Here is a 23576-nt window from a genome sequence, read left to right on the forward strand (position 1 = left end):
CCCGGCCGCCCCGCAAAAGCAGCTAATGGGTACCGATACTGCCAAATGGCAGGGGCACCAATAACGGCCCCGGCGCGACTTCCGGCAGGGTAAATTCCGGCGGATACTGGACATCCACCAGATAGAGTCCATGGGGCGGCGCAGTGACGCTGGCGGCGGTACGATCGCGCGCATCCAGCACCTGCTGCACCCATTCCGGCGAACGATCGCCACGCCCTACCGCCATCAAAACCCCGGCGATGTTGCGCACCATGTGGTGCAAAAACGCGGTGGCACTCACTTCCAGCACTATCAGCTGCCCTACCCGGCCAATATCCAGGCGGGTAAGCCGCCGTACTGGCGAGCGCGCCTGACACTGCGCGGCGCGGAAGCTGCTGAAGTCGTGCTCGCCAATCAGGTAGCGAGCCCCCTCGCGCATGGCCTCCAGGTCCAGCGTGCGCTCGGTCCAGGTCACTTCGCTGGCAGCCTGCGCCGAACGCGTAGGCGCGCTGTGGATCAAATAGCGATAGCTGCGACTGCGGGCGGAAAAGCGGGCGTGGAATTGTGCGGGCACTTCCTGGGCCCAGTGCACGCGCACATCAAACGGCATCTGCGTATTGACCCCCTGCACCCAGGCCTTAAGCGGGCGCTGGGCGGTGGTATCAAAATGCACAACCTGACTGGACGCGTGCACCCCGGCATCGGTACGCCCAGCGCACACCAGTGTCACCGGTTCTGCCGCGACCTTAGACATGGCCTTCTCCAGGGTTTCCTGCACCGTCAACGGGTCGTGTTTTTGCTTTTGAAAGCCGCGCAGGCGAGTACCACAGTACTCCACGCCCAAGGCAATACGACGCAAACCTTCCGGTAATGATTCCCCTGGAGGCACCTCACCATTCGGTTTGTATTGGTAAATCTTGTTCTTCATAGGACGAATTTTACACGGCCCCAGAAAAAAGAAGACCCCGCAAAAGCGGGGTCAAAGTGTTGTTGCTGTAGACAGCGTGAATTGGTTAGTGCGGAGCGCGCAATCAGCCCATGCGCTCGAGCATTTCCTTGGCGCGCTGCTGGTGCTCACCGGCACTCTCGTCAACCACTTCACCAAGGATTTCGCGGGCACCTTCTTTGTCACCCATATCCAGATAGGCCTGTGCCAACTCGAGCTTGGTGCTCACTTCGTCACTACCTTCGAGCAGGTTCAGCTCGGAGTCCAGGTCGCCCTCCAGATCGAAACTGAGATCTGACAGGTCCTCAGCGGTATCCGCTGCTGGCTGGGCACTTGCAGGCGCTTGCACCGCGGCAGGCTCCTCGGCCACTGCAGGCGCTTCCATCACCGCCAGGTCGAGATCCAAATCCGCCGCCGGTGAATCTACGGCCGGGGTTTCGGCCACTGCCGCAACGGGCTCGTCAGATGCGCCAGCCAGATCGGCATCTCCCAGGTCAATGTCACCCAGATCAATACTGTCCAGATCCAGGCTTCCCAAATCATCTTCAAGGTTAAGACCCAGGTCGTCAGCGGCAGCGTCATTTGACGGCTGATCACTGCCCTCCATCGGGCTCAGGTCCAGATCGAAGTCGAGGCCGGCATCGTCTGAATTACTGGCAGCAACCGCGGCCGCTTCTTGAGCGACAGGCTCGCTGCTTTCTGGTGAAGCGTCCAGCCCAGCGTCCAGATCCAGGCTATCCAGATCCAGCTCACCGTCATTCATCAACTCATCCAGCGCGAAATCTTCGGTCGCAGGAGCCGATTCAGCCGATTCAAGCGTCAGGTCCGCACCGGATCCGGCTTCCAGATCGTCGCCACCCAGGTCCAGGGAATCGAGGTCGAGATCAAATTCTTGCTCTGGAGATTGCGCTTCCGGCGCAGTGTCCAGCTCCAGGCCATCCAGATCCGCAACAGGCTGCTCAGTATCTGCTGCGGTAAAGTCGTCACCCAGATCCAGATCGAGAGAGAACTCGTCTTCTGCAGTGTTTGCTTCAGCACCAGCGTCGCCCAAATCCAGCGACAGGTCGTCGAGGGAACCGATATCGTCGCTCTCCACTTCAGCAGGGGCTGCAGTGCTCGCTGCAGAATCACTGCCGGAGAATTCGTCGAGATCATCAAAGCTTGCTTCGAAGCTATCCAGATCAGAACCCAGATCATCCAGCTGCGCAGCCTCCAGGGACTCGCTGGAGAAATCTGTCTCCGGCGCTTCAAAAGGACCGATACCGGCAATGGTTTCGCGCAGGCGGGCCGCACGATCCGCTACCGGGCCATCGCTGTAGCCCAGCAGCTGACGGTAGTGATCGTCAAACTGGTTGCCGTCTTGCTGGTGCGCGTACACCTCCAGCAACATCAGGCGCGCATCGACATTCTCAGGCGCGCCTTTGAGGCCAGTCAAAAGCTTGGCTTCCGCTTCCTGATACTGACCGAGGGACAGGTGGATTTCTGCTTCTGCCACCGGATCGTCAGTCTCTACTTCGCCCAACTGATCCAGGTCGAAATTGTCGTTCGCTTCGAGCTCTTCAACCGCCACCAGAGTGTCATCTTCGAAGGACTCACTCGGCGCTTCCGCCAGCGCGCGCTCAGCAGCCATCTCAGCCTCAACCTGACGGATGGCCTCTTCTTCTTCCTTGCGACGACGCCAGGTGAAGAAGCCAAACAGCGCGGCCAACAAGGCACCAGCGCCAATGCCGATCCACTGAATATTCTCCATCAGGGTATCGACCAGGCTCGGTTCAGGGCGGGTCTGCACCACCACGCGATTGCGACTAGCATCCGCCTCTGCGGCAGGTGCAACTTCCGGAGTGGCTTCGACTTCCGTCGCTTCCTCGCTGGTAGCCTCAAACTCGCTGGCTTCTAACTCGGTACCTTCGACTTCGCTATCTGCAAACGCTGAGCTTTCTTCGCCAGCAATATCCAGTGCCTCACCGTCGATTTCAGCCGATTCAAAGGTTTCCGCTTCAGCTTCCAGCGCGTCATTGGTCTGTGTGGCCGCAGCCTGCACCGCCTGCAACTCATCGTTGGAGACTTCAACCAGGCGCTCCATGGTATCGATCTGTTCGTTCAGCTCACCGATACGCTCTTCCAGTTCGGCGCCTTCGAGGCGGGACTTATCGAGCTCTTCTTCGGTAACCGCGAGCTCGCCTTCCAGCGCATCGCTTTCATTGCTACCACTGCCGGAACCGGACAACACGGACTCGTTGTCACCCGGTGCGCCCAGAGACACTCGGCCTTCCAGGGCGTCACTCTCGTAGGTTTCTTCGACGGTTGCACGGGCATCCAGCGGGGCACCGGTAACATCGGCATCGGCGACACGATCACGCCAGGCGTCATTCTGGGTAGCAACCTGAGAAACCGCTTCGGAGCGCGTTACACCGCGCACTTCGTCTGCGGTGGGCAGACGCAGGACCGCGCCTTTCTTCAGCAGGTTGATGTTGTTGTTGATAAACGCCTCAGGGTTCAGGCGCTGGATGGCCAACATGGTCTGCTGAACAGATAGGTCGCGAGACTCACGACTATCGCGGGCGATTTCCCACAGGGTCTTGTTGGCTTCCACAGGACCGTAGACGCGGCTACCGCTCTCGGTGGACGTCTGCGGCTCAATGTATTCTTCTGCCGGCTCTTCAAAAATCGGCTGCTGTACCTGCTCTTCCACGGTTTCTTCAACCGCCGATACCGGGGCGGTCTGCTCCGCCGGCACCACAGGCTCTGGAGTGCGCTCAACGGTCGGCTGGATCGGGCGCTGGACCGGAGCGTTATTCCGCTGCACCTGCTGGCGCTCGCGCTCTGCAGCGCGGACAGGCTGGGATGCGGTGTTGGTGGAGAACGCCGGCAGATCCATCAGCAGGGTGTACTCCCGCAGCAGACGGCCACTGGGCCAGCGGGTTTCTACCAGGAAGTTCAGGAAGGGTTCGCGAATCGGAGACCGGCTGGTGATACGCACCATCGGCTGGCCGCTGGAATAATCGACATCAAAGCGGATGCCATCTAGGGAATAGCCTCGCTCAACGCCTGCGCGCTCAAAATCTTCCAGGCTCGCCAGGCGAACCTTGATTTCATTTTCACCCAGGCCGCGGGTTTGCAGCAGCTTGATTTCTGCATCGAGCGGCTGATTCAGAGTGGAGTTTACCTTGATCTCACCGAGACCAAGTGCCAGAGCCCCATTGCCACCCAGTGCGCTGACCAGACCCACCGCAAGTGCCAGCTTTTGCACACGCATATCCGATTCCCTTTATTTTTAGAATCACACCAGCACCTGATCACTTTTTATCCACAAAGCCCGCTTCAAAAAAAGCGTTACTTCGCAGACATTTGTCAGGCCCGGCTTGTGCTAATTTTTTGCACAAAATTTATTCAACAAGAGCCGGTGATCAAACACCAGACTCCACGCTTTGGCGACGATGCGCCCCCCGAAAAAGACTTAACCCTTCCGGATTTCCACTTAACCTTCCCCACAACACCCCCAAGTGTTATGGATTCCTGAAAGGCACAAAGTTAAGAAGAAACCTTCAGAAAGGCCGCTAAGTATTAAATATCAATGGGTTTTTAGCAACAAGTGGACAATTTGTACACAGTTAATTGCGACGTCTTTACGCAAATTGTCGGATGCCGCACAAAATACAACCTGTCGCGGATTGATCAGGCCAGTGCGCAGGCGCCCCAACAAGGTGCTCTCGCTGCCAACCGCATCCTGTGCCGACGGGCGCTCTCGCATCTCCAGGCGAGCCCCGTTGGCGAGCAAACCGCGTACCGTGGCCAATTCCTGCTGTTCTTTCAGCTGCACGCTGATATTCGCCAGCTGCCCATGAAACACCGACGCGGTGTTAATCGACGCATCCAGGGCGACGTCATCCCCCAGTAAGCGGCGCAATTCCAGCACCAGTGCCAACTCACTGAAACCGTGGCCGCTTTCCAATTGTGCCTCAGCGGAGCTCAGCAGGTTGAAGGCAAGGCGCTGACCGCTGACCTCATCCACTTCTGGCTCCTGCCCGTTGAACAAGCGTGCCGTCTGGGCGGCGGCGGCATCCACGCTGGCCTTGCCAAGGGCGGACACCGGCTGGTTCAGAACCACCTCTACCGATTGCAGCTGGGACTTCAGTGGAAACAGCGCTTCAGCCAGCATGGCCGCGCCCGCGCCCGGTAACGCAATCACCCTGCGGTCCTGCTCTTCGCGCTGGTTAAGTTCTGCACTATTCAGCAATGGGTGAATAAGCGCGACACTTTCATCGCCACGGGTAAGGCCCGCAGCATCCACTACCCAAGCGCCCGCCTGCTCGGCCTGCGCCAGCGCCGCGGTTGCGGTGTCACCACCGGTCAGCAACAACAGCACCTGCTGTGCAGAGAATGCGAAGTCTTTCAGCGGTGTCACCGGCACACTGCGATTGGCAAACACCTGCGGGTCCACTTCGGATTCATCGTCGATCACCAGTTTGAGCTGGTCCGGGGTGACGGTCTTGCGCTCCTCCAGGATCTCCAGCAGCGCATCAAACGGCGCGCTGCCAACACCTACGATCACCAGTTCCCGGGTGGACTCTGTCATATCTGGACCTATTTCGAGTTTGCGAATTATGCATCTGTGAAAAGCAACGGTTGCTTTTCAGGCAGGTCGACCACTAAAGCAGCAGCCTGAAATTGCGGGGGATTATACTCACGGAGAGTCAGGGGGGAAGCCGCCCCGGAGCTGGGGCGGCAATTAGAACAAAAAACAGCCTGGGGCGTGTTACAGCTTGCCCATCAGGATAAGCAGCACACGGCGCAGCGGCTCGGCAGCACCCCAAAGCAACTGATCGCCGACGGTGAACGCATTCAGGTATTCACCACCCATGCTCAGCTTGCGCAGACGGCCAACCGGGATATCCAGCTTGCCGGTTACCGCAGTCGGGGTCAGCTCCTGCACAGTGACTTCGCGATCATTGGGAACCACCTTAACCCAATCATTGGCGGTGCCGATCAGCTGTTCGATTTCTGCCAGCGGCAGATCTTTCTTCAGCTTCACGGTAAACGCCTGGCTGTGGCAGCGCATGGCGCCGATCCGTACACAGGTGCCATCCACCGGCACATCGGCGCTAGTACCGAGGATTTTGTTGGCCTCAACTTGTGCCTTCCACTCTTCGCGGCTCTGGCCGGATTCCATCGGGGTATCAATCCACGGCAGCAGGCTGCCGGCGAGCGGTGCACCAAATTCGCTGGTGGGGAATTCCGCACTGCGCATGTTTTCCGCAACCTTGCGATCGATCTCGAGAATTGCGCTTGACGGGTCAGCCAACTCGTTGGCAACACCATCGCGAATACTGCCCATCTGGGAAATCAGCTCACGCATATTCTTGGCGCCAGCGCCACTCGCGGCCTGGTAGGTCTGAGCGGTGATCCACTCCACCAAACCTTCGCGGAACAAACCGCCCAGTGCCATCAGCATCAGGCTCACGGTGCAGTTACCGCCAATAAAATTCTTCACGCCGGACTCAATACCCTGGTCAATCACATCGCGGTTAACCGGGTCCAGTACGATGATCGCATCATCGTCCATGCGCAGGCTGGAGGCGGCATCGATCCAGTAGCCTTGCCAACCCTGCTCGCGTAATTTTCCAAACACTTCCTTGGTGTAGTCACCACCCTGACAGCTGACAATCGCGTCCAGCTCGGCCAGTGCATCCAGATCGTAGGCGTTTTTGAGGGGAGCGACTTCCTTGCCAATTTCCGGCGCTTTACCACCGGCATTGGATGTGGAGAAAAATACCGGCTCAGCAATATGTGCGAAGTCGTTTTCTTCCAGCATGCGCCCCATCAAAACCGAGCCGACCATACCGCGCCAGCCTACGAAACCTACCTTGTTCATTGTTAAACCCTGAGAATCTATGTATTTCCTAATCCCGGTGCGCGCATACCAGGCTGACCTGGCATAAACGCACCGGAATCATGTCCGTTCAAGCGACGCGTTACAGCGCCGCCACTACTGCCGCACCCATTTCTGCGGTAGAGACTTTCTTCGTGCCTTCGGTGTGGATATCCCCTGTACGCAGCCCCTGATCCAGCACCTTGCTTACCGCTGCCTCAATGGCATCGGCGGCTTCGCCCATGTTCAGGGAGTAACGCAGCATCATGGCCGCAGACAGGATGGTCGCCAGCGGATTGGCAATACCCTGCCCAGCGATATCCGGTGCGCTGCCATGACAGGGTTCGTACAGACCAAACCCGGTTTCGTTCATGGACGCAGAAGGCAGCATGCCAATGGAGCCAGTCAGCATGGCGGCGGCATCCGACAAAATATCGCCAAACATATTGCCGGTCACCATCACATCAAACTGCTTGGGTGCGCGCACCAGCTGCATCGCTGCGTTATCCACGTACATGTGGGACAGTTCAACCTCCGGGTACTCTGGCGCGAGGCGATCCAGTACTTCGCGCCATAGCACGGTAACTTCCAGTACGTTGGCCTTATCCACAGAACACAGTTTGCCGCCGCGTTTTTTCGCCGCTTCAAACGCTGTGCGTGCAATGCGCTCGATTTCAGACTCTTTGTAGACGTAGGTGTTAAAGCCCTGCTTTTCACCATTTTCCAGCGTCTGGATACCGCGCGGTTCACCGAAGTAAATACCGCCGGTGAGCTCGCGTACGATCAGAATATCGAGACCGGAAACCACTTCCGGCTTCAGCGAAGATGCCTCAGCCAATTGCGGGTAAAGAATGGCCGGACGCAAGTTCGCGTACAGGCCCAGTCCGCTGCGAATTTTTAGCAGCCCGCGCTCTGGGCGAATGGCGCGCTCCAGTGTGTCCCACTTGGGACCACCTACCGCACCCAGCAGCACCGCGTCGCACTCGCCCGCCTTGGCCAGCTCAGCGTCGGTCAGCGGTTCACCGTGGGCATCGATCGACGCCCCACCAATCAAACCCTCACTGAATTCCAGATCGAGTGAGAATTTTTCGTCCGCGGTTTTCAATACCGCAACCGCCTGCTCGATAATTTCCGGGCCAATACCATCGCCCGGAAGAATCATGACTTTCTTGCTCATTTATCTTCCTAAAATTCCACTTAATCCGCTTACTTCACAGCGTCGAACAACCACGGCGCCTGTTCGCGGCGCTTGGCTTCGTATTCACGGATATCGTCCGCATCTTCGAGCGTCAAGCCGATGTCATCCAGACCATTTAACAGGCAGTGTTTGCGGAAGGTATCCACTTCAAACGCGAGGGTTTCACCGCTGGGCTTGATCACGACCTGCGCCTCCAGGTCCACGACCAGCTCATAGCCCTCTTCTTCGTACATTTCTGCAAACAGCTGATCGACAATTTCCTCTTCCAGCACGATCGGTAAAAGGCCGTTCTTGAAGCAGTTGTTGAAGAAAATGTCGGCAAAACTCGGCGCGATGATCGCGCGAAAACCGTGGCCATCCAGTGCCCAGGGCGCGTGTTCACGGCTCGAACCACAACCGAAATTCTTGCGCGCGAGCAGCACTGACGCACCCTGGTAACGCGGGTGGTTCAGCGGAAAATCCGGATTAATCGGGCGCTTGCTGTGGTCCTGACCCGGCTGGCCTTCATCCAGATAACGCAGCTCATCGAACAGGTTCGGGCCGAAACCGGAACGCTTGATCGACTTCAGAAACTGCTTCGGAATAATCAAATCCGTATCCACATTGGCGCGATCCATCGGAGCGGCTACACCTTTGTGCTTGGTAAATGCCCTCATTACGCGGCCTCCTGCATGTCACGTACATCAACAAAGTGGCCGGCAATTGCCGCTGCCGCAGCCATGCTCGGACTGACCAGATGGGTACGACCACCGTAGCCCTGGCGCCCTTCGAAGTTGCGGTTAGAAGTGGACGCGCAGTGTTCGCCCGCACCGAGTTTGTCGGCATTCATGGCCAGGCACATGGAGCAGGAAGGCTCGCGCCACTCGAAGCCCGCTTCGATAAAGACCTTGTCCAGGCCCTCTTTTTCCGCCTGCGCTTTTACCGCCTGAGAACCGGGAACCACCAAGACCTGCTTGACGCTCTCGGCTTTTTTGCGGCCCTTTGCCACCACTGCAGCGGCGCGCAAATCTTCAATACGGGAGTTGGTGCAGGAACCGATAAACACGCGATCCAACTGGATATCGGTAATTTTCTGACCGCCTTCCAGCCCCATATATTCCAGTGCGCGTTCGATGCCCGCTTTTTTGGTCGCATCATTTTCATCGGCCGGACTCGGTACCAGTGCGCTGACCGGTACCACCATTTCCGGAGAGGTACCCCAGCTGACCTGCGGCTCGATCTCTTCAGCTTGCAGCTCGACAACCGCATCAAAGTGCGCACCGTCATCGGAGTGCAAACGGCTCCAGTTATCTACCGCTAACTTCCACATCTCACCTTTTGGCGCGTAAGGTTTGTCTTTTACGTATTCCAGAGTGACGTCGTCCACCGCAACCATACCCGCGCGGGCACCGGCTTCGATCGCCATGTTGCACACGGTCATACGACCTTCCATAGACAGGGAGCGAATCGCGGAACCGCCAAATTCAATCGCATAACCGGTGCCACCAGCGGTACCGATCTTGCCGATAATGGCCAGTACCACGTCTTTTGCGGTAACACCCGGACCGAGTTCCCCGTCCACACGCACCAGCATGTTTTTCATTTTCTTCTGGATCAGACACTGGGTGGCCATTACGTGCTCCACCTCAGAGGTACCGATACCGTGCGCCAACGCACCAAGCGCGCCGTGGGTAGAGGTGTGGGAGTCACCACATACGACGGTCATACCCGGCAGAGTCGCGCCAGTCTCGGGACCGATCACATGCACAATGCCCTGACCGGGATCATTGATGCCGAATTCAACGATACCGAAGTCTTCGCAGTTCTCATTCAGTGTCTTCACCTGAATGCGGGAAACTTCGTCGACAATGCCTTCGATACCGCCAGCGCGCTCTTCCACGTGGGACGGCACATTGTGGTCCGGTGTTGCGACGACGGAATCGGTGCGCCAGGGCTTGCGGCCGGCAAGGCGCAGGCCTTCAAACGCTTGTGGTGAGGTCACTTCGTGAATCAGGTGACGGTCGATATAAATCAGTGCGGTGCCGTCGTCGCGGCTCTTGACCAAATGGTCTTCCCAGAGCTTGTCGTACAACGTCTGTTTTTTATTCTGTGGGTGGCCCATAGCCCCATCTCCTCTATGGATAACATGCTCGAGTCTACGAGGGGCATTGAATAACATCAATTTATATTTATTATATGGCGCATTCACTTTTGGAATACTCCGGCAGGTAACGAGAGAAGATTTATGGAAATTCAGTGGCTTAGAGCCTTTCTCGCGATCTCGGAACAGGGATCCGTGTCGGAAGCGGCAGAGCATCTGCACCTGACCCAGCCCGCAGTGAGCAAACGACTGGCCTCGCTGGAGCAACAACTGGGCTCCCCCCTGTTTGATCGCATCGGCCGTAAATTGCAGCTCACCAATGCCGGCCGCGCGCTGCTACCGCGCGCGCGCCACATTTTGAATGAAGTGAGTGATGCCGAGCGCGAACTGCGCAGTCTTGGGGAGACCATCGGTGGCAGCCTGCGCATCGCCACCAGCCACCACGTGGGCCTGCATCACCTGCCCCCGGTGCTGCGCGACTTCAGCAACCGCTACCCGGACGTGGCCCTGGATATTGATTTTGTCGATTCGGAGCAGGCCTACGAGGCCCTGATGGCGGGCGAGTATGAATTGGCGGTGGTGACCCTGGCACTCAAGGACTACCCAAGCCTCAACGCACAGATTATCTGGCCCGACCCCTGCGTGGTGGTGGCCGCCCCCGACCACCCGCTGGCACAGATGCCCGAGCTGAATCTGGCGGCACTGGCCCAGTACCCGGCGATTCTTCCGGATATGAACACCTATACCGGGCGCCTGATCAAGCGGGAGTTCGACGCCCATGGGCTCAAGCTCACCGCCAAACTGGCCACCAATTTCCTGGAAACCATCAAGATGATGGCCGGTGTCGGCCTCGGCTGGAGCGTGCTGCCCAAAACCCTGGTGGACAGCAGCCTTGCGGAACTGCCTATGCCGCAGCTCACCATCCAGCGTAATTTGGGCATCATCTACCATCGCAATCGCACCCTGAGTAACGCCGCCAATGCGTTGCAGCAGTTGCTGGTAAAGGAGGCCCGCGGGCTCTGATCGGGGCCAGCAGGCAAATCCCGGCGAGCCACTCCGCATTAGCGCAAACTCGGAACGCCAAGTAGCCCGCAAAACCGCAGCAAACAGGACACTGGTGACTTCTGATTCAGGGAAATTTTATAAAAACCCTGTAGAATCCGCCGCATAATTCAACGGGAGCGACCAAAAATGAAAAAAATCACCCTGGCCCTATGCGCGGCCCTGGCTTCTGCCAGCGCCAGTGCCGATACCATCCTCGGTTTTGACGCCACTGCCGGCGCTTGGAAACCCTCCTACACCGGCGCAGTTGGTGTGGACAGCTACAACGTGGACGAGTTTTCCCTGGCGGAAGACAACGCCACCTTCCTGCAGGTTGCGCTGGAGCACCCGATTCCGGTAATTCCGAATATCCTGCTCGCGCACAGTAAGATCGAAACCAGCGGCATGGCCATGCTGAGTGAAGATGTCACCTTCGCCGATGAAACCTTTACCGTTGGCTCTGACGTCACCTCCGATATCAACCTGACCCATACCGACGCCACCCTGTACTACGAGATTCTCGACAACTGGGTGAACCTGGACCTGGGTCTAACTGCTCGCCAATACAGCGGCGAGCTGACCGTAGCTGCCGAGACCCTGTCTGAGAACATCGAACTGTCTGGCGTGCTGCCAATGGTTTACGGTGTTGCCCGTTTCGACCTGCCCTTCACCGGTTGGTCCATCATTGCCCAGGGTAACGGCACCAGCTACAAAGGCGACAGCCATACCGATTTGACGGCCAAAGTGCGCTGGGACTTTGTTCCTGCCATCGACTTCGCCATCGAAGCTGGCTACCGCGTAATGAGCCTGGATGTGCAGGAACTGGACGCTTTCCAGAGCGACCTGGAAATCAAAGGCCCTTACATCGGCCTAAACCTGCACCTGTAATTCCTGCCAAACAGGCATTACAGGCAGACACAAAAAAGGCGGGGCGCTTTTGGCGCTCCGCCTTTTTTATTAATTGGATCTCGTGTTGATCAGGCAGACTCACCTGCCGGGATCGTTAGATCAAACTTTACATCGCCATTCTGAGCGCGCTGACGCATTACATGATCCACCAGTACCAGCGCCATCATCGCTTCCGCAATGGGCGTTGCGCGAATACCAACACAGGGATCGTGGCGACCTTTGGTAACCACCTCGATGGAGTTGCCGTTGATGTCCAGGCTCTTACCCGGAATGCGCAGGCTGGAGGTGGGCTTCAACGCAATGTGCGCGATCAGCTCCTGACCGCTTGAGATTCCCCCCAATACACCGCCGGCATGATTGGACTGGAAACCGTCTTCGGTAATTTCGTCCCGGTGTTCGGTACCCTTCTGTTCCACCGACGCAAAACCGGCCCCGATCTCCACACCTTTAACGGCATTGATACTCATCAGTGCATGGGCCAGATCTGCATCCAGGCGATCAAAAATCGGCTCGCCAAGGCCCGCCGGTACACCGCTGGCATGTACAGAAATGCGCGCACCAATGGAGTTACCCTCCTTGATCAGGGCCTGCATGTACTCTTCCATCTCCGGCACCTTGTCCGTATCCGGGCAGAAGAACGGGTTTTCGTTCACCTGCGACCAGTCGAGCTTATCCACTTTGATCGGCCCCAGTTGCGACAGGTAACCGCGCACCTCAATGCCGAACTGCTGCTTCAACCACTTTTTGGCAATAGCTCCCGCGGCCACGCGCATGGCGGTTTCGCGCGCGGAAGAGCGGCCACCACCGCGATAGTCGCGCAGACCAAACTTGGCCCAGTAGGTGTAATCAGCATGGGCCGGGCGAATCTGCTCGGAGATATTGGCGTAGTCTTTGGAGCGCTGGTCGGTATTTTCGATCAACAAACCAATCGGCGTACCGGTGGTCTTGCCCTCAAATACGCCCGAGAGGATTTTCACCTGATCCGCTTCGCGGCGCTGGGTGGTGTAACGGGAGGTGCCGGGCTTGCGGCGGTCCAGCTCCAACTGAATTTCTTCTGCACTGATCTCCAGTCCCGGAGGGCAGCCATCCACAATGCAGCCCAGCGCGGGGCCGTGGCTCTCGCCAAAAGTGGTGACACAGAACAGCTTGCCAAATGTATTGCCCGACATACCCGGAATTCCCTACCCCAGTGATTTATTCGATGAAAGCCGCGCATTATAGAGGAATCTGTGACGCGGCGCTTTCCAGTACTGCAATTAGGCTGCTAGCGCCCTATTTTGCCGCGCCCTCTTCAAACATCTCCCGACAAGCCAGCAGGTCTTCACGCGTCAGCACGAATACCCCATGGCCACCATCTTCCAGCTCCGGCCAGAAAAATGGCACACGCGGATACGCCGCTTCCAGTGCCTCCCAGCTGTTGCCTACCTCACACACCAGAATGCCCTCTGGCTGCAGGTAGTCCGGGGCCTCTAGCAGCAGGCGCCGGGTAAAATCCAGGCCGTCGTCGCCGGAACCCAGCGCCAGGCCGGGCTCGGCGTGATACTCCGCCGGCATTTCCGCCAAGTCCCGCGCATCCACATAAGGAGGGTTGCTTACAATCAGGTCATAACTGCAGCCCTTCAACCCGGCAAACAGATCCGACCGCACCGCGCGCACTTCATCATTCAGCTGATGGCGGTTGATATTGATCTGCGCAACGTCGATGGCATCCTGCGAAATATCGCTCAGATCCACCCGCGCGCCGGGAAAGGTATCCGCGCAGGCGATCCCGATGCAGCCACTGCCGCAGCACAAGTCGAGTATCGCCAGCGGTTCCTGCTGCAGCCAGGGCTCGAAGCGGTGGCGGATCAACTCACCAATTGGCGAGCGGGGCACCAGAACCCGCTCGTCCACGTAAAACGGCAAATCGCAAAACCAAGCCTCATTGGTCAGATAGGGCGCGGGCACTCGGGCATTGGCGCGCTTCTCCAGCACCGCCATCACCTGCTGGCGCTCTTTCATGGTCAGGCGCGCAGAGAGGATTTCCGGCTTGCTATCCATCGGCAGGTGCAGGGCGTGCGTGACCAACAGGACAGCTTCATCCCAAGCATTGTCGGTACCGTGACCAAACCACAGCTCTGCTTCATTGAAGCGGCTAGCGCCCCAGCGGATAAAGTCCAGAACGGTCTGCAATTCATGCAAATCGGACTCCCGTTTCTCTATCATTAGCGATATTCCTCTATGTTTCACGCTTTACTACGGTGTGACAAAGGCTTAGGGTAGCGCCCCCAAGATCTCCGGAGTCAGTCTCCGGAATCAGCCTTCGGAGAGACTACCCCACCGGCAAACCGGTGATCGAACGCCCGACTTTTTGCGTATCAAGGCGGTTCGGGCGAGACGTTGGAAGCATATTGATGAAAGAACATTACGCACACATCATTGAAGCCATTGGCGAAGATCTGCAGCGCCCGGGGCTGCTCGACACCCCCAAGCGCGCCGCCAAAGCCATGCAGTATCTTACCCGCGGCTACCAGCAAACCGTAGAAGAGGTCGTCAACGACGCGCTGTTCCCATCGGACTGCAGCGAAATGGTGCTGGTGAAAGATATTGAACTCTACTCCATGTGTGAACACCACTTGCTGCCGTTTATCGGCAAGGCACACGTTGCTTATATTCCTGATGGCAAAGTGCTCGGTCTGTCCAAAGTGGCGCGCATTGTAGACATGTTTGCCCGTCGTTTGCAGATTCAGGAACAACTGACCGTACAAATTGCGGAAACCGTACGTCAGGTAACCGGGGCTGCAGGTGTTGGCGTTATCGTTGAAGCCAAGCACATGTGCATGATGATGCGCGGCGTGGAAAAGCAGAATTCGGTAATGAAAACTTCCGCCATGCTCGGCTCTTTCCGCAGTGAGCAGGCAACCCGCAACGAATTTTTGTCTTTGATTCGTTAATTTTCAGGGCCTGTAATTCGTAAGCGAGTTAGACGGTTCCTATAAAGAGGAGAGCCCGGTAATGCCGCATCTAGTGATTGAATATTCGCAAAAACTGGAAGACAGCATTTCCATTCCCGCCCTGGTCAGCAACGGTCAGCAGGCCATGAATGACACCGGACTCTTCAACGCCGGCGCGATCAAAACCCGCGCCGTTCCCTTCCGGGAATTCGTACTGGGAAAAAGCCATGAAGGCTCCAGCAATCTGTTTATTCACGCGGAAGTGCGCATCCTTGAGGGGCGTACCAGCGAACAGAAAGAAGCCCTGAGCGCCGCCATCTTCAATTATCTATGCGAAGCGGCACCCGAGGTTCCGGAAATTTCCGTGGAAGTGCGGGACATGCAAAAGGCGAGCTACTCCAAGCGCGTGCCTTTCTAGATCACTTGAGGCGAAGCGCCTACCCTTCCCCACGTAGAAATGGCTCGAACCAGTGGGCAATCTCTTCCCCGCTGCCTTCCATATGCAGGTGATGACCACCGGCAAACTCACGCAGCTCAATACTCGGCACCTGTTCCGCAAGCGGTCGGATACGCTCAAGCATTCCCTGAATCCCCTCTTTTCCCAGCGCCAGCCGAATTGGCATGGTGGCGCGCGCGAGAAAGGCGCGTACTTGCGGCTCGTTGAGCTTGGCCACCGAAGCCGCCATTAATTGCGGGTCATTGCTCCAGGTAAAACCGCCCTCGCACGGACGGATACCGCGCTCCACCAGTGCGCGCGCCGCATCGTCGCTCAACTTGAACAGGCCGTTCTTTCGCGCATTCACCGCAACATCAATGGACTCAAATACGCGACTCTTGCGGTCGCGATAACGCGCGCGCTGCTCGATACCTTTGCGCAGGGTCTCCGGTGCTTCCTCATCCGTTGTCGGCGGTGGCACCAGGCCATCGATCAGAGCCAGGCGCCGCACCCGCTCGGGAAAAGTGGCCGCCGCAATGGTGCCAATTACCGCGCCGCGGGAATGCGCCAGCATGGAAAACTTCTCCCAACCCAACGCATCCGCAGTCGCCATCACATCTTCGATTTCTGTCCAGATGGTGTAATTCGCATCTTTGTGGCGATGGTAACTCTGACCGTGCCCGGCGAGATCGATAGCCACAACATTGAGGCTGTGTAGAAAAGGCGCCATTGCGTCAAAGCTGGCGCAGTTGTCCAGCCAGCCGTGTAACGCCAATACCGGTACACCCGCCGGGTTCCCCCACTGCCGAGCGGCAATGGCATTGCCCTGAACGTCCAGAACAACTTCCCTGGGTGGAGTAAAGTCGGGAGTAATTTGGGAGGATAAAGCGCTCATAAAAAACCAATGCCAGCGTTCGAATACGCCATGCTGACAGCCCCTAACCACCACCACAATGGCAGCAGGGTTCACGAGTTATGACCGATTGCTTGTATTAAGGGGCTGGACTAAGGGCTTTGACTAAGAAATTGGCATCAGGGCTTGTGCTGCAACCACTCGAGTTCTGCGCAATCCCACGCCCAGACATCCGCAGACAGACAAGCGAGAGTCGAAGTCCCCATAGGGAGTTCTTCCGCACTGCCGCAGAGCCGATTAACTAGAGTGCCCACCAGTGGCTGGTGGCTGACCAGCAACACCGGGAAGTCTTTCTCATCCACTTCCGCCAGTGCATCCAGAACCGCCTGAGCCGGGGTATCGCCGGTCAAGACCTCGTTGATCTCCACCGGCAAATCAAAGATGTCCGCAACAATCTTCGCTGTCTGGCGGGTACGCACGAACGGACTCGCCCAGATAGTCTTTACCTGTGCGAGCTCTGAGGCGCGCTCCTTGCATACCGCGGCGACCTGTTCGCGACCGTCCTCGGTAAGGGCGCGGGTCTCGTCACTTTTACTAATGGGTTCTGCCCGCCCGTGGCGCATAACAAACAACAGCACTAACTTCTCCCAATCATTGCCGGTGAGTTCACCGTATACGGAGCCCTACTTTTCGTCGGCGCTGTTTTCCTTGCGATGCGCGTTGGCAGCGTCTTTGGCAGCGGTATCGGCCGCTGAATCGCTATCTGCCCCCAGCTGGATCACCGGCTCATCAGCCTCTGCCGCTTGGCCTTCTGACGACGCAGTGCTGGCTTTCGTGCGTGTTTTCGGCTTTTTAGCCTCGGTCGCGGTGACGGTTTTCTCCTCAGCGTCAGCCGGGACCTCATCGCTCTCGGTACTTGCATCGGCCTCTGCATCTGCCACCGCAATTACCTCGCCATCGATTTCCTCGGCGCTCTCATAGGTGGAAAGATCTTCTTCCTCGGACTCCGGCCACTCCGAGAAGGGAAACGGTTTCTCTTCCGTGTTGTAGATCAGGAATTGCAGGGTCTGGTAGATATAGGAAGAAATCTGGTCACCGAGGCGGCGCAGGTTGTCATTCGCTTTGCCGCTGACAATGGCAAACAGGAATTGGGCAATCACTACCGCCAGCATGACAAAGCCGGCAATTTCCAGCAGTACCGCGAAAAGCACCATATAGATCAGGCGCAACCACTGATTGGTAGAGGTCAGGTTTTGTTTCAGTTCTTCATTGCTCATTTGGCGATCACCAGTCCTTTGTTGGGCACCAGAAATGGGAGAAGCCGGCCCCTGCCGGCATTGGATTCAGCGGTTTGCGTTCCGCTTTTCCGGGCTCAGCGGTTCAAGAACCCTCAATATAGCCCGGATTTCTATCTGAGCTGCAGATCAGGACTGCGGCCACTCGGAAAACGGAAACGGCTTTTCTTCCGTGTTGTAAATCAGGAATTGCAGCGTCTGGTAGATATACGAAGCAATCTGCTCACCCATGCGACGCAGATTTTCGTTCGGGCCACCGGAAACAATGGCAAACAGGAACTGCAATACGATGGTCGCCAGCATCACCACACCGGCAATTTCCAGCAGTATCACAAACAGCACCATAAACAGCAGACGCGTCCAGTGGTCCGCAGAGGTCAAATTCTGCTTCAGTTGTTCGTTATTCATTCACCGCCCCCAATTCAAAAAAAGGTAAATCAGGATTTGGCCGAATAGGCCACATCAAAGGTTTGCGCCCCGGACATCAGCTCACGGATCACCGTTGGTATCGGGGTACCTTCAAATAATATGGCGTGAATTGCAGAAACCAAGGGCATGTATACCCCTAATTCGTCGGCTTTGGCCTTAATGAGACGAACGGTGTTGACCCCTTCCGCCACCTGGCCGATTTCGGTAACCGCCTCATCCAGCTTCTTGCCCTTACCCACCAAGTAACCCACGCGGTAGTTACGGCTCAAGTCCGAGGAGCAGGTAAGAATCAGATCGCCCACTCCGGCGAGCCCGATAAAGGTCATTGGATCGGCGCCAACTGCCTCGGCGAAGCGCATCATTTCCGCCAGCGCCCTCGTGATCAGCAAACTGGTGGTATTTTGTCCGCGCCCCAGGGCCACGGCCATACCGGTGACAATCGCGTAAATGTTCTTCAGCGCTCCCGCCAGCTCCACGCCAAACACGTCGTTACTGGAGTAGACGCGGAAAGTTTCCGAGTGCAGAACCTTTTGAATGGTTGCGCACAATGTCTCGTCTTCGCTGGCAATCACGGTTGCGGTGTAGTGGCCGGCGACAATTTCCTTGGCGAAGTTGGGTCCACTCAGCACCCCCACACGCATGCCCTCGGCCTCCTCTTTCAGGATGTCGCTCATCAGGTGGAAGCTATCGTGCTCCACCCCTTTGGTCAGGGAGATCAACATGGTGCCCGGGTCGAGCATGGGCGCCGCGCGGTTTACGACTTCGCGGAAGGATTGACTGGGGATGGCGACAAACACGATCTGGCAGCCGCGCACCGCCTGCTCCAGGTCGGCGGTGATCTGCAGGTCCGAGTGCAGTGGCACGCCCGGCAGATACCTCTTGTTTTCGCGCTCGGCCATACAGGTGGCTGCCCGCTCCGGGTCACGCATCCACTGCCGGGTGTCGTGGCCGTTACCCGCCACAATATTAGCGACGGCCGTGCCAAAGCTACCCCCACCAAGAATGGCGATGGGTAAACGGGATTCCGGGGCGCTCGAGGATACGTCTGTTTGAGTCATAACGCTCTGTAGTTTTTGCTATTCAGCGGGGGATTATACGGAGCCGGGTGCCAGCACCCAATGGCCATTTGGAGTTTTCAGCAGTTTTGCCAAGTTCACCGACAAATGCTGTCCAATCGCTGCCAAATCGCGCAAAAAAACAACACGAAGAATATAGTCCAGGTCGGCCGTGTGCGATGGTACGAACGGCGGGATCGGCTTGTTACTCCCGGCAAAACACACATGCAAAAAAGGCCGGCGGGGAGCACCCCGCCGGCCTTCCTGCAAGAACGATCAGCCACCTGTTAGCGGTTGAGCTCCAGCAGCAGAGTGTTCAGACGACGCACATAATCTGCCGGATCTACCAGCTGATTGCCCGCCGCCAGATTGGCCTGATCCATCAGGATATTGGTGAGGTCCGCAAAGCGGTCCTCATCCTGCTCCTGATCCAGACGCTGCACCAGCGGGTGGCTCGGGTTCACCTCAAATACCGGCTTGGCATCTGGCAGCGCCTGGCCGGCCTGCTCGAGGATACGGCGCATCTGCAGACCCATATCATTGTCACTGGCCACCAGACACGCCGGCGAATCCACCAAACGTGTAGTCGCGCGTACATCTTCCACGCGCTCTTTCAGCACGTCCTTGACGCGCTCAACCAGAGCGCCGGCATCTTTCTCGGCCTTCTCGCGCTCCGCCTTGTCGTCTTCATTCTCAGCTTCGCCCAGATCCAGCGCGCCTTTGGCCACATCCTGGAACGGCTTGCCGTCAAATTCCTGCATATGGCCAACAAACCACTCATCTACCTGGTCGGTCAGCAGCAGTACTTCGATACCCTTCTTGCGGAAGACTTCCAGATAAGGGGAGGACTTGGCAGTGGCAAAATTGTCCGCACACACGTAGTAGATGTTCTTCTGACCATCCTGCATGCGACCCACATAGTCTTCCAGAGACTGATCCTGCTTGGTGTCATCGGTGTGGGTAGTGGAGAAGCGCAGCAGCTTGGCGATTTTCTCTTTGTTGGAGAAGTCTTCCGCCGGCCCTTCTTTCATTACAGAACCAAACAGATCCCAGAACTTCTGGTATTCGTCGGCATCTTTCTTCGACAGTTTGTCCAGCATGTCGAGCACACGCTTGGTCAGTGCGCTCTTGATCGCGTCGGTGTTCTGGTCCTTCTGCAGGATTTCACGGGAGACGTTCAGCGGCAGGTCGTTGGAATCCAGTACACCTTTTACAAAACGCAGGTACAGCGGCAGGAACTGCTCGGCGTCGTCCATGATGAAGGTGCGCTGTACGTACAGCTTCAGGCCGCGAGCGGCGTCACGCTGGTACAGGTCGAATGGCGCACGCGCAGGGATGTACAACAGGCTGGTGTAATCCAGCTTGCCTTCCACACGGTTGTGACTCCAGGTGAGCGGGTCATCAAAGTCGTGGGAAATGTGCTTGTAGAACTCCTTGTACTCCTCGGACTTCACCTCGGAGCGCGGACGGGTCCACAGGGCCTGGGCAGCGTTCACCGCTTCAAATTCCGGCGCCTTTTCCTCCGGCTCTTCGCCCTCTGCGGCAGGCGCCTCTTCTTTCAGCATCTCTACCGGAATAGCGATGTGATCGGAGTATTTCTTGATGATGGAGCGCAGGCGCCAGCCATCGGCAAATTCTATGGCATCGTCTTTCAGATGCAGCACAACACGGGTACCGCGATCCGGCCACTCGACATTCTCCACGGAGTACTCGGCCTCGCCGCTGCACTCCCAGTGCACGCCCTGGCTGGCATCGGCGCCGGCGCGACGGGTGAAGACATCCACCTTGTCGGCAACGATAAACGCCGAGTAGAAGCCCACACCGAACTGGCCGATCAGGTGTGCATCCTTCTTCTGGTCGCCGGTCAGGTTCTGCATAAAGTTGGCAGTACCGGAGCGCGCGATGGTACCCAGGTTTTCGATCACCTCGTCGCGGCTCATGCCAATGCCGTTATCGGAGATGGTCAGCGTGCCGGCGTCTTTGTCGAACTCGATGCGAATACGCAGGTCCGGGTCTTCCGCCAGCAATGAAGGGCTGGAGAGGGCCTCAAAGCGCAGCTTGTCTGCGGCATCGGAGGCATTGGAAACCAGCTCGCGTAGGAAAATCTCCTTATTGGAGTACAGCGAGTGGATCATCAGGTGCAGTAACTGCTTGGCTTCTGTCTGGAAACCGTGGCTCTCTTTATGCGCCGCAACAGTCATGGAACGGTTCTCCCCTTGTTCAATTCAACTACAGACAAATCGTCGTCAAGGGGAGGAATATTGGGACGGATGCGGGCAATTCAAGCGTGAACTGAACACCCGCAACGAGAAACGTTAGACAAGCACCAACTGATTATTTTTTCGACGCTGCCGCGGTCGCCTGTACCAGCTTGCCGTGGCCGGTGATATCGGCAATGAAATTGGCGGTGAGATCCGAAATTACCCGGGATTCCGCGTTCATCAGGATGACGATACCGACCTTGCGTTTTTCCGAGTAGGCAATGGCTGCACGGAAACCTGCGACCCAGCCACCGTGAAACACGATTCGATCATCGCCCACGGTATACAGACGCCAGCCCAACCCGTAACCCGCATGATCGATGTAGTCCCTCCAGATGCGGTGGCGCAAGTGGCGGCGGGTTTCCACCCGCTCGGTGGTGAGGTCGGCAATGACCTCGGGTGGCAGTACATCCGGGTAAGCACCCAATTGCGCCTTAAGCCACTGCCCCATATCGCTGATACTGGCGTTCACTCCGGCCGCGGGCGCCGCCAGGTAATACTCTTTCTCTACCTTCACTGGGCGCCACCCTTTACCGGTCTGGACATGGGGGGCCGCGCGATTACTGGCCGCCATAAAGCTTTCCCAGCCCAGGGAGGCGTCTTCCATCTTCAGGGGGACAAAGAAGCGTTGCTTCAATTGCCGGCCGTAGGGGACACCCGTTGCCTTGTGAATTACGTCTTCGATCAGGCTGAACAGCACGTTCTGGTAGCCATAACACTTGCCCGGGGCGCAGTGCGGATCGATGGTGGAAAACATCGGCAGAATTTTCGACAGAGGACGGTTGTCCTCCAGATAGTTGTCGTAGGCGTTTGGCGTCAGGCCGGAGGAGTGGCTCAGGAGGTGCTGCACCTGCAACTGCATGGAGAGCGCGGGGGTTTTAAAGCGCAGCTCCGGCACATAGCGCACCACCTTATCGCCCCAATTGAACTTGTTCTCATGCTCGAGAAGCGCCGCCATACTGCCGGCAAACGTTTTGGATACCGAGGCAAGACGGAACACCGTGTGTGATGTGATCTTCTCCTGCTTCCCCTTGACCCGCACGCCGTAGGTATCCATGGCCACGACCTTATCGTGGTCTACGATCACATAGGCGCCGCCAGGGATCCCACTCTTCTTCATCAACTGGCGGAAATAACGATCGAACTCCCGCGCGCTGGCCTCAACACTTTTCGATGAAGCGGCAGAGGCGGACTTGGCACCTCGTACGGGCTCGGCAAGCGCGTGCCCGGCAGGCGTCGCCAGTATCAATGCGGCAACCAGCGAAAGCCACAGGCCTCGCGCGCCGCTCAAGATTCTGTGAAAAATGCCTTGATACACCTTGAATTACACCATGTGCCGTACTGCAATCCGCAGCGATTCCTCGCTACCCGGCCATATCGACCTAGCAAGTGATTGGCCCCAAAATTTGTGGGGGTACTCGTACTAAGACTAGCAGCCCGCTAAAAAATTCTTTAACCAGAAACATTCAGTCAAAGATTCTTCACAGCCAAAATGACCCGGTAGGTCACTCATTTAGCAGAGGCCGGATACCGCGATCAAAGTGGAACAAGCGCACATGTTAGCGTTTTTTCCACCTTTATGTGATTCACGGGAACAACGGGCACAAAAAAACCGCCTGAAGGCGGTTTTTTTACCGGGAGGGATGCACGTCCCTCCCCGCGCGAACAATGACTTACAGCTTGTCAGAGTTCTCGCTCAGGTAGGCTGCAACGCCAGATGGAGACGCGTCCATGCCCTTGTCGCCTTCCTGCCAGCCAGCCGGACATACTTCGCCGTGCTCCTGGTGGAACGCCAGAGCGTCAACCATACGCAGCATTTCGTCTACGTTACGGCCCAGCGGCAGGTCGTTTACCACCTGGTGACGAACAACACCTTCTTCGTCGATCAGGAAGGAACCACGGAAAGCAACGCCAGCATCCGCTTCAACGTCGTATGCCTGGCAGATTTCGTGCTTAACGTCAGCAACCAGCGCGTATTTAACCTGACCGATACCACCATCGTTGATATCGGTATTACGCCATGCGTTGTGAGAGAACTGGGAATCGATGGAAACACCGATTACCTCAACGCCGCGCTTCTTGAACTCTTCAAAGCGGTGGTCAAAGGCGATCAGCTCGGAAGGACACACGAAGGTGAAGTCCAGCGGGTAAAAGAAGATAACCGCTTTCTTACCCTTGATGGTTTCTGCCAGGTTGAACTCGTCAACGATTTCGCCGTTGCCCAGTACTGCAGCCGCTGTGAAATCCGGAGCGGGCTTGCCTACTAATACAGCCATGAAAATCTCCTCAATG

21 protein-coding genes are annotated in these 23576 nt (G+C 57.2%); 4 read left to right on the plus strand and 17 right to left on the minus strand.

Going from position 1 to position 23576, the window contains the following annotated elements; all coding sequences use genetic code 11:
• Positions 1–22: 22 nt before the first annotated feature.
• From truA to leuC, 7 genes are all read right to left on the minus strand, one after another.
• Entirely contained in the window at positions 23–907 is an 885-nt protein-coding gene (gene truA, locus Mag101_RS11560; protein ID WP_077405058.1) for a tRNA pseudouridine(38-40) synthase TruA, read from the minus strand.
• Positions 908–1010: 103 nt separating this feature from the next.
• On the minus strand, positions 1011–4181 hold the full coding sequence (locus tag Mag101_RS11565; protein ID WP_077405061.1) for a FimV/HubP family polar landmark protein: 3171 nt from the start codon (positions 4179–4181) through the stop codon (positions 1011–1013).
• Between the two features lie 315 nt (positions 4182–4496).
• Positions 4497–5501 carry an aspartate-semialdehyde dehydrogenase gene (locus Mag101_RS11570; RefSeq protein ID WP_077405064.1) on the minus strand — a complete coding sequence of 335 codons (1005 nt, stop codon included), beginning with the start codon at positions 5499–5501 and terminating at the stop codon, positions 4497–4499.
• Between the two features lie 180 nt (positions 5502–5681).
• Positions 5682–6797 (minus strand): aspartate-semialdehyde dehydrogenase, encoded by a 1116-nt coding sequence (asd, locus tag Mag101_RS11575; RefSeq protein WP_077405068.1) that lies wholly within the window; start codon positions 6795–6797, stop codon positions 5682–5684.
• Positions 6798–6897: 100 nt separating this feature from the next.
• Positions 6898–7971: a 3-isopropylmalate dehydrogenase gene (leuB, locus tag Mag101_RS11580; protein WP_077405072.1), complete on the minus strand. Its 1074-nt coding sequence runs from the start codon at positions 7969–7971 to the stop codon at positions 6898–6900.
• Between the two features lie 29 nt (positions 7972–8000).
• Entirely contained in the window at positions 8001–8648 is a 648-nt protein-coding gene (gene leuD / locus Mag101_RS11585; protein ID WP_077405075.1) for a 3-isopropylmalate dehydratase small subunit, read from the minus strand.
• A complete protein-coding gene (gene leuC, locus Mag101_RS11590) occupies positions 8648–10093 on the minus strand; it encodes a 3-isopropylmalate dehydratase large subunit (RefSeq protein ID WP_077405077.1) in 1446 nt (481 codons plus the stop codon). Before leuC ends, leuD begins: the two co-directional genes overlap by 1 nt.
• Positions 10094–10216: 123 nt before the next feature.
• On the opposite strand from leuC, the gene Mag101_RS11595 reads away from it, so the two are divergent.
• Both Mag101_RS11595 and Mag101_RS11600 read left to right on the plus strand, forming a co-directional pair.
• Positions 10217–11095 (plus strand): LysR family transcriptional regulator, encoded by an 879-nt coding sequence (locus Mag101_RS11595; protein WP_077405080.1) that lies wholly within the window; start codon positions 10217–10219, stop codon positions 11093–11095.
• Positions 11096–11263: 168 nt separating this feature from the next.
• Positions 11264–12001, plus strand: coding sequence for a TIGR04219 family outer membrane beta-barrel protein (locus Mag101_RS11600; RefSeq protein WP_077405083.1), 738 nt, complete (start codon positions 11264–11266; stop codon positions 11999–12001).
• A gap of 89 nt (positions 12002–12090) precedes the next feature.
• On the opposite strand, the gene aroC is transcribed toward Mag101_RS11600, so the two are convergent.
• Positions 12091–13191 carry a chorismate synthase gene (gene aroC / locus Mag101_RS11605; RefSeq protein WP_077405086.1) on the minus strand — a complete coding sequence of 367 codons (1101 nt, stop codon included), beginning with the start codon at positions 13189–13191 and terminating at the stop codon, positions 12091–12093.
• 103 nt (positions 13192–13294) lie between these two features.
• A complete protein-coding gene (gene prmB, locus Mag101_RS11610) occupies positions 13295–14227 on the minus strand; it encodes a 50S ribosomal protein L3 N(5)-glutamine methyltransferase (RefSeq protein WP_077405089.1) in 933 nt (310 codons plus the stop codon).
• Positions 14228–14415: 188 nt separating this feature from the next.
• Here prmB and folE point away from each other — a divergent pair, with 188 nt between their 5' ends.
• Both folE and Mag101_RS11620 read left to right on the plus strand, forming a co-directional pair.
• The gene (gene folE, locus Mag101_RS11615; protein ID WP_077405091.1) at positions 14416–14955 is read left to right on the plus strand and encodes a GTP cyclohydrolase I FolE; all 540 of its coding nucleotides are present in this window, start codon (positions 14416–14418) and stop codon (positions 14953–14955) included.
• A 61-nt stretch (positions 14956–15016) separates the two neighbouring features.
• Positions 15017–15373, plus strand: a complete 357-nt coding sequence (locus Mag101_RS11620; protein ID WP_077405093.1) for a 5-carboxymethyl-2-hydroxymuconate Delta-isomerase — start codon at positions 15017–15019, stop codon at positions 15371–15373.
• A 19-nt stretch (positions 15374–15392) separates the two neighbouring features.
• On the opposite strand, the gene Mag101_RS11625 is transcribed toward Mag101_RS11620, so the two are convergent.
• From Mag101_RS11625 to Mag101_RS11665, 8 genes are all read right to left on the minus strand, one after another.
• Positions 15393–16286, minus strand: coding sequence for an alpha/beta fold hydrolase (locus Mag101_RS11625; protein ID WP_232325000.1), 894 nt, complete (start codon positions 16284–16286; stop codon positions 15393–15395).
• A 137-nt stretch (positions 16287–16423) separates the two neighbouring features.
• Positions 16424–16882: a phosphohistidine phosphatase SixA gene (gene sixA, locus Mag101_RS11630; protein WP_077405099.1), complete on the minus strand. Its 459-nt coding sequence runs from the start codon at positions 16880–16882 to the stop codon at positions 16424–16426.
• A 45-nt stretch (positions 16883–16927) separates the two neighbouring features.
• Positions 16928–17521 (minus strand): DUF4389 domain-containing protein, encoded by a 594-nt coding sequence (locus tag Mag101_RS11635; protein WP_077405102.1) that lies wholly within the window; start codon positions 17519–17521, stop codon positions 16928–16930.
• A gap of 147 nt (positions 17522–17668) precedes the next feature.
• Positions 17669–17947, minus strand: coding sequence for a DUF4389 domain-containing protein (locus Mag101_RS11640; RefSeq protein ID WP_077405105.1), 279 nt, complete (start codon positions 17945–17947; stop codon positions 17669–17671).
• A 29-nt stretch (positions 17948–17976) separates the two neighbouring features.
• A complete protein-coding gene (locus Mag101_RS11645) occupies positions 17977–19026 on the minus strand; it encodes an NAD(P)H-dependent glycerol-3-phosphate dehydrogenase (protein ID WP_077405107.1) in 1050 nt (349 codons plus the stop codon).
• A gap of 284 nt (positions 19027–19310) precedes the next feature.
• Positions 19311–21224: a molecular chaperone HtpG gene (gene htpG, locus Mag101_RS11655; protein ID WP_077405113.1), complete on the minus strand. Its 1914-nt coding sequence runs from the start codon at positions 21222–21224 to the stop codon at positions 19311–19313.
• A gap of 133 nt (positions 21225–21357) precedes the next feature.
• Positions 21358–22575, minus strand: coding sequence for a serine hydrolase domain-containing protein (locus Mag101_RS11660; protein ID WP_077405116.1), 1218 nt, complete (start codon positions 22573–22575; stop codon positions 21358–21360).
• A 382-nt stretch (positions 22576–22957) separates the two neighbouring features.
• Positions 22958–23560 (minus strand): peroxiredoxin, encoded by a 603-nt coding sequence (locus Mag101_RS11665; protein ID WP_077405119.1) that lies wholly within the window; start codon positions 23558–23560, stop codon positions 22958–22960.
• Positions 23561–23576: the final 16 nt, after the last annotated feature.

Origin of the sequence: Microbulbifer agarilyticus (assembly GCF_001999945.1) — a bacterium.
GTDB classification, from domain to species: domain Bacteria; phylum Pseudomonadota; class Gammaproteobacteria; order Pseudomonadales; family Cellvibrionaceae; genus Microbulbifer; species Microbulbifer agarilyticus_A.

Coding starts and splice junctions, on each gene's coding strand:
- asd (WP_077405068.1), bottom strand. CDS start 6,797: ATGAACAAGGTAGGTTTCGTAGGCTGGCGCGGTATGGTCGGCTCGGTT.
- aroC (WP_077405086.1), bottom strand. CDS start 13,191: ATGTCGGGCAATACATTTGGCAAGCTGTTCTGTGTCACCACTTTTGGC.
- folE (WP_077405091.1), top strand. CDS start 14,416: ATGAAAGAACATTACGCACACATCATTGAAGCCATTGGCGAAGATCTG.
- Mag101_RS11665 (WP_077405119.1), bottom strand. CDS start 23,560: ATGGCTGTATTAGTAGGCAAGCCCGCTCCGGATTTCACAGCGGCTGCA.
- Mag101_RS11600 (WP_077405083.1), top strand. CDS start 11,264: ATGAAAAAAATCACCCTGGCCCTATGCGCGGCCCTGGCTTCTGCCAGC.
- Mag101_RS11595 (WP_077405080.1), top strand. CDS start 10,217: ATGGAAATTCAGTGGCTTAGAGCCTTTCTCGCGATCTCGGAACAGGGA.
- Mag101_RS11565 (WP_077405061.1), bottom strand. CDS start 4,181: ATGCGTGTGCAAAAGCTGGCACTTGCGGTGGGTCTGGTCAGCGCACTG.
- Mag101_RS11645 (WP_077405107.1), bottom strand. CDS start 19,026: ATGACTCAAACAGACGTATCCTCGAGCGCCCCGGAATCCCGTTTACCC.
- htpG (WP_077405113.1), bottom strand. CDS start 21,224: ATGACTGTTGCGGCGCATAAAGAGAGCCACGGTTTCCAGACAGAAGCC.
- Mag101_RS11620 (WP_077405093.1), top strand. CDS start 15,017: ATGCCGCATCTAGTGATTGAATATTCGCAAAAACTGGAAGACAGCATT.
- prmB (WP_077405089.1), bottom strand. CDS start 14,227: ATGATAGAGAAACGGGAGTCCGATTTGCATGAATTGCAGACCGTTCTG.
- Mag101_RS11640 (WP_077405105.1), bottom strand. CDS start 17,947: ATGAATAACGAACAACTGAAGCAGAATTTGACCTCTGCGGACCACTGG.
- truA (WP_077405058.1), bottom strand. CDS start 907: ATGAAGAACAAGATTTACCAATACAAACCGAATGGTGAGGTGCCTCCA.
- Mag101_RS11625 (WP_232325000.1), bottom strand. CDS start 16,286: ATGAGCGCTTTATCCTCCCAAATTACTCCCGACTTTACTCCACCCAGG.
- leuD (WP_077405075.1), bottom strand. CDS start 8,648: ATGAGGGCATTTACCAAGCACAAAGGTGTAGCCGCTCCGATGGATCGC.
- leuC (WP_077405077.1), bottom strand. CDS start 10,093: ATGGGCCACCCACAGAATAAAAAACAGACGTTGTACGACAAGCTCTGG.
- Mag101_RS11635 (WP_077405102.1), bottom strand. CDS start 17,521: ATGAGCAATGAAGAACTGAAACAAAACCTGACCTCTACCAATCAGTGG.
- Mag101_RS11570 (WP_077405064.1), bottom strand. CDS start 5,501: ATGACAGAGTCCACCCGGGAACTGGTGATCGTAGGTGTTGGCAGCGCG.
- leuB (WP_077405072.1), bottom strand. CDS start 7,971: ATGAGCAAGAAAGTCATGATTCTTCCGGGCGATGGTATTGGCCCGGAA.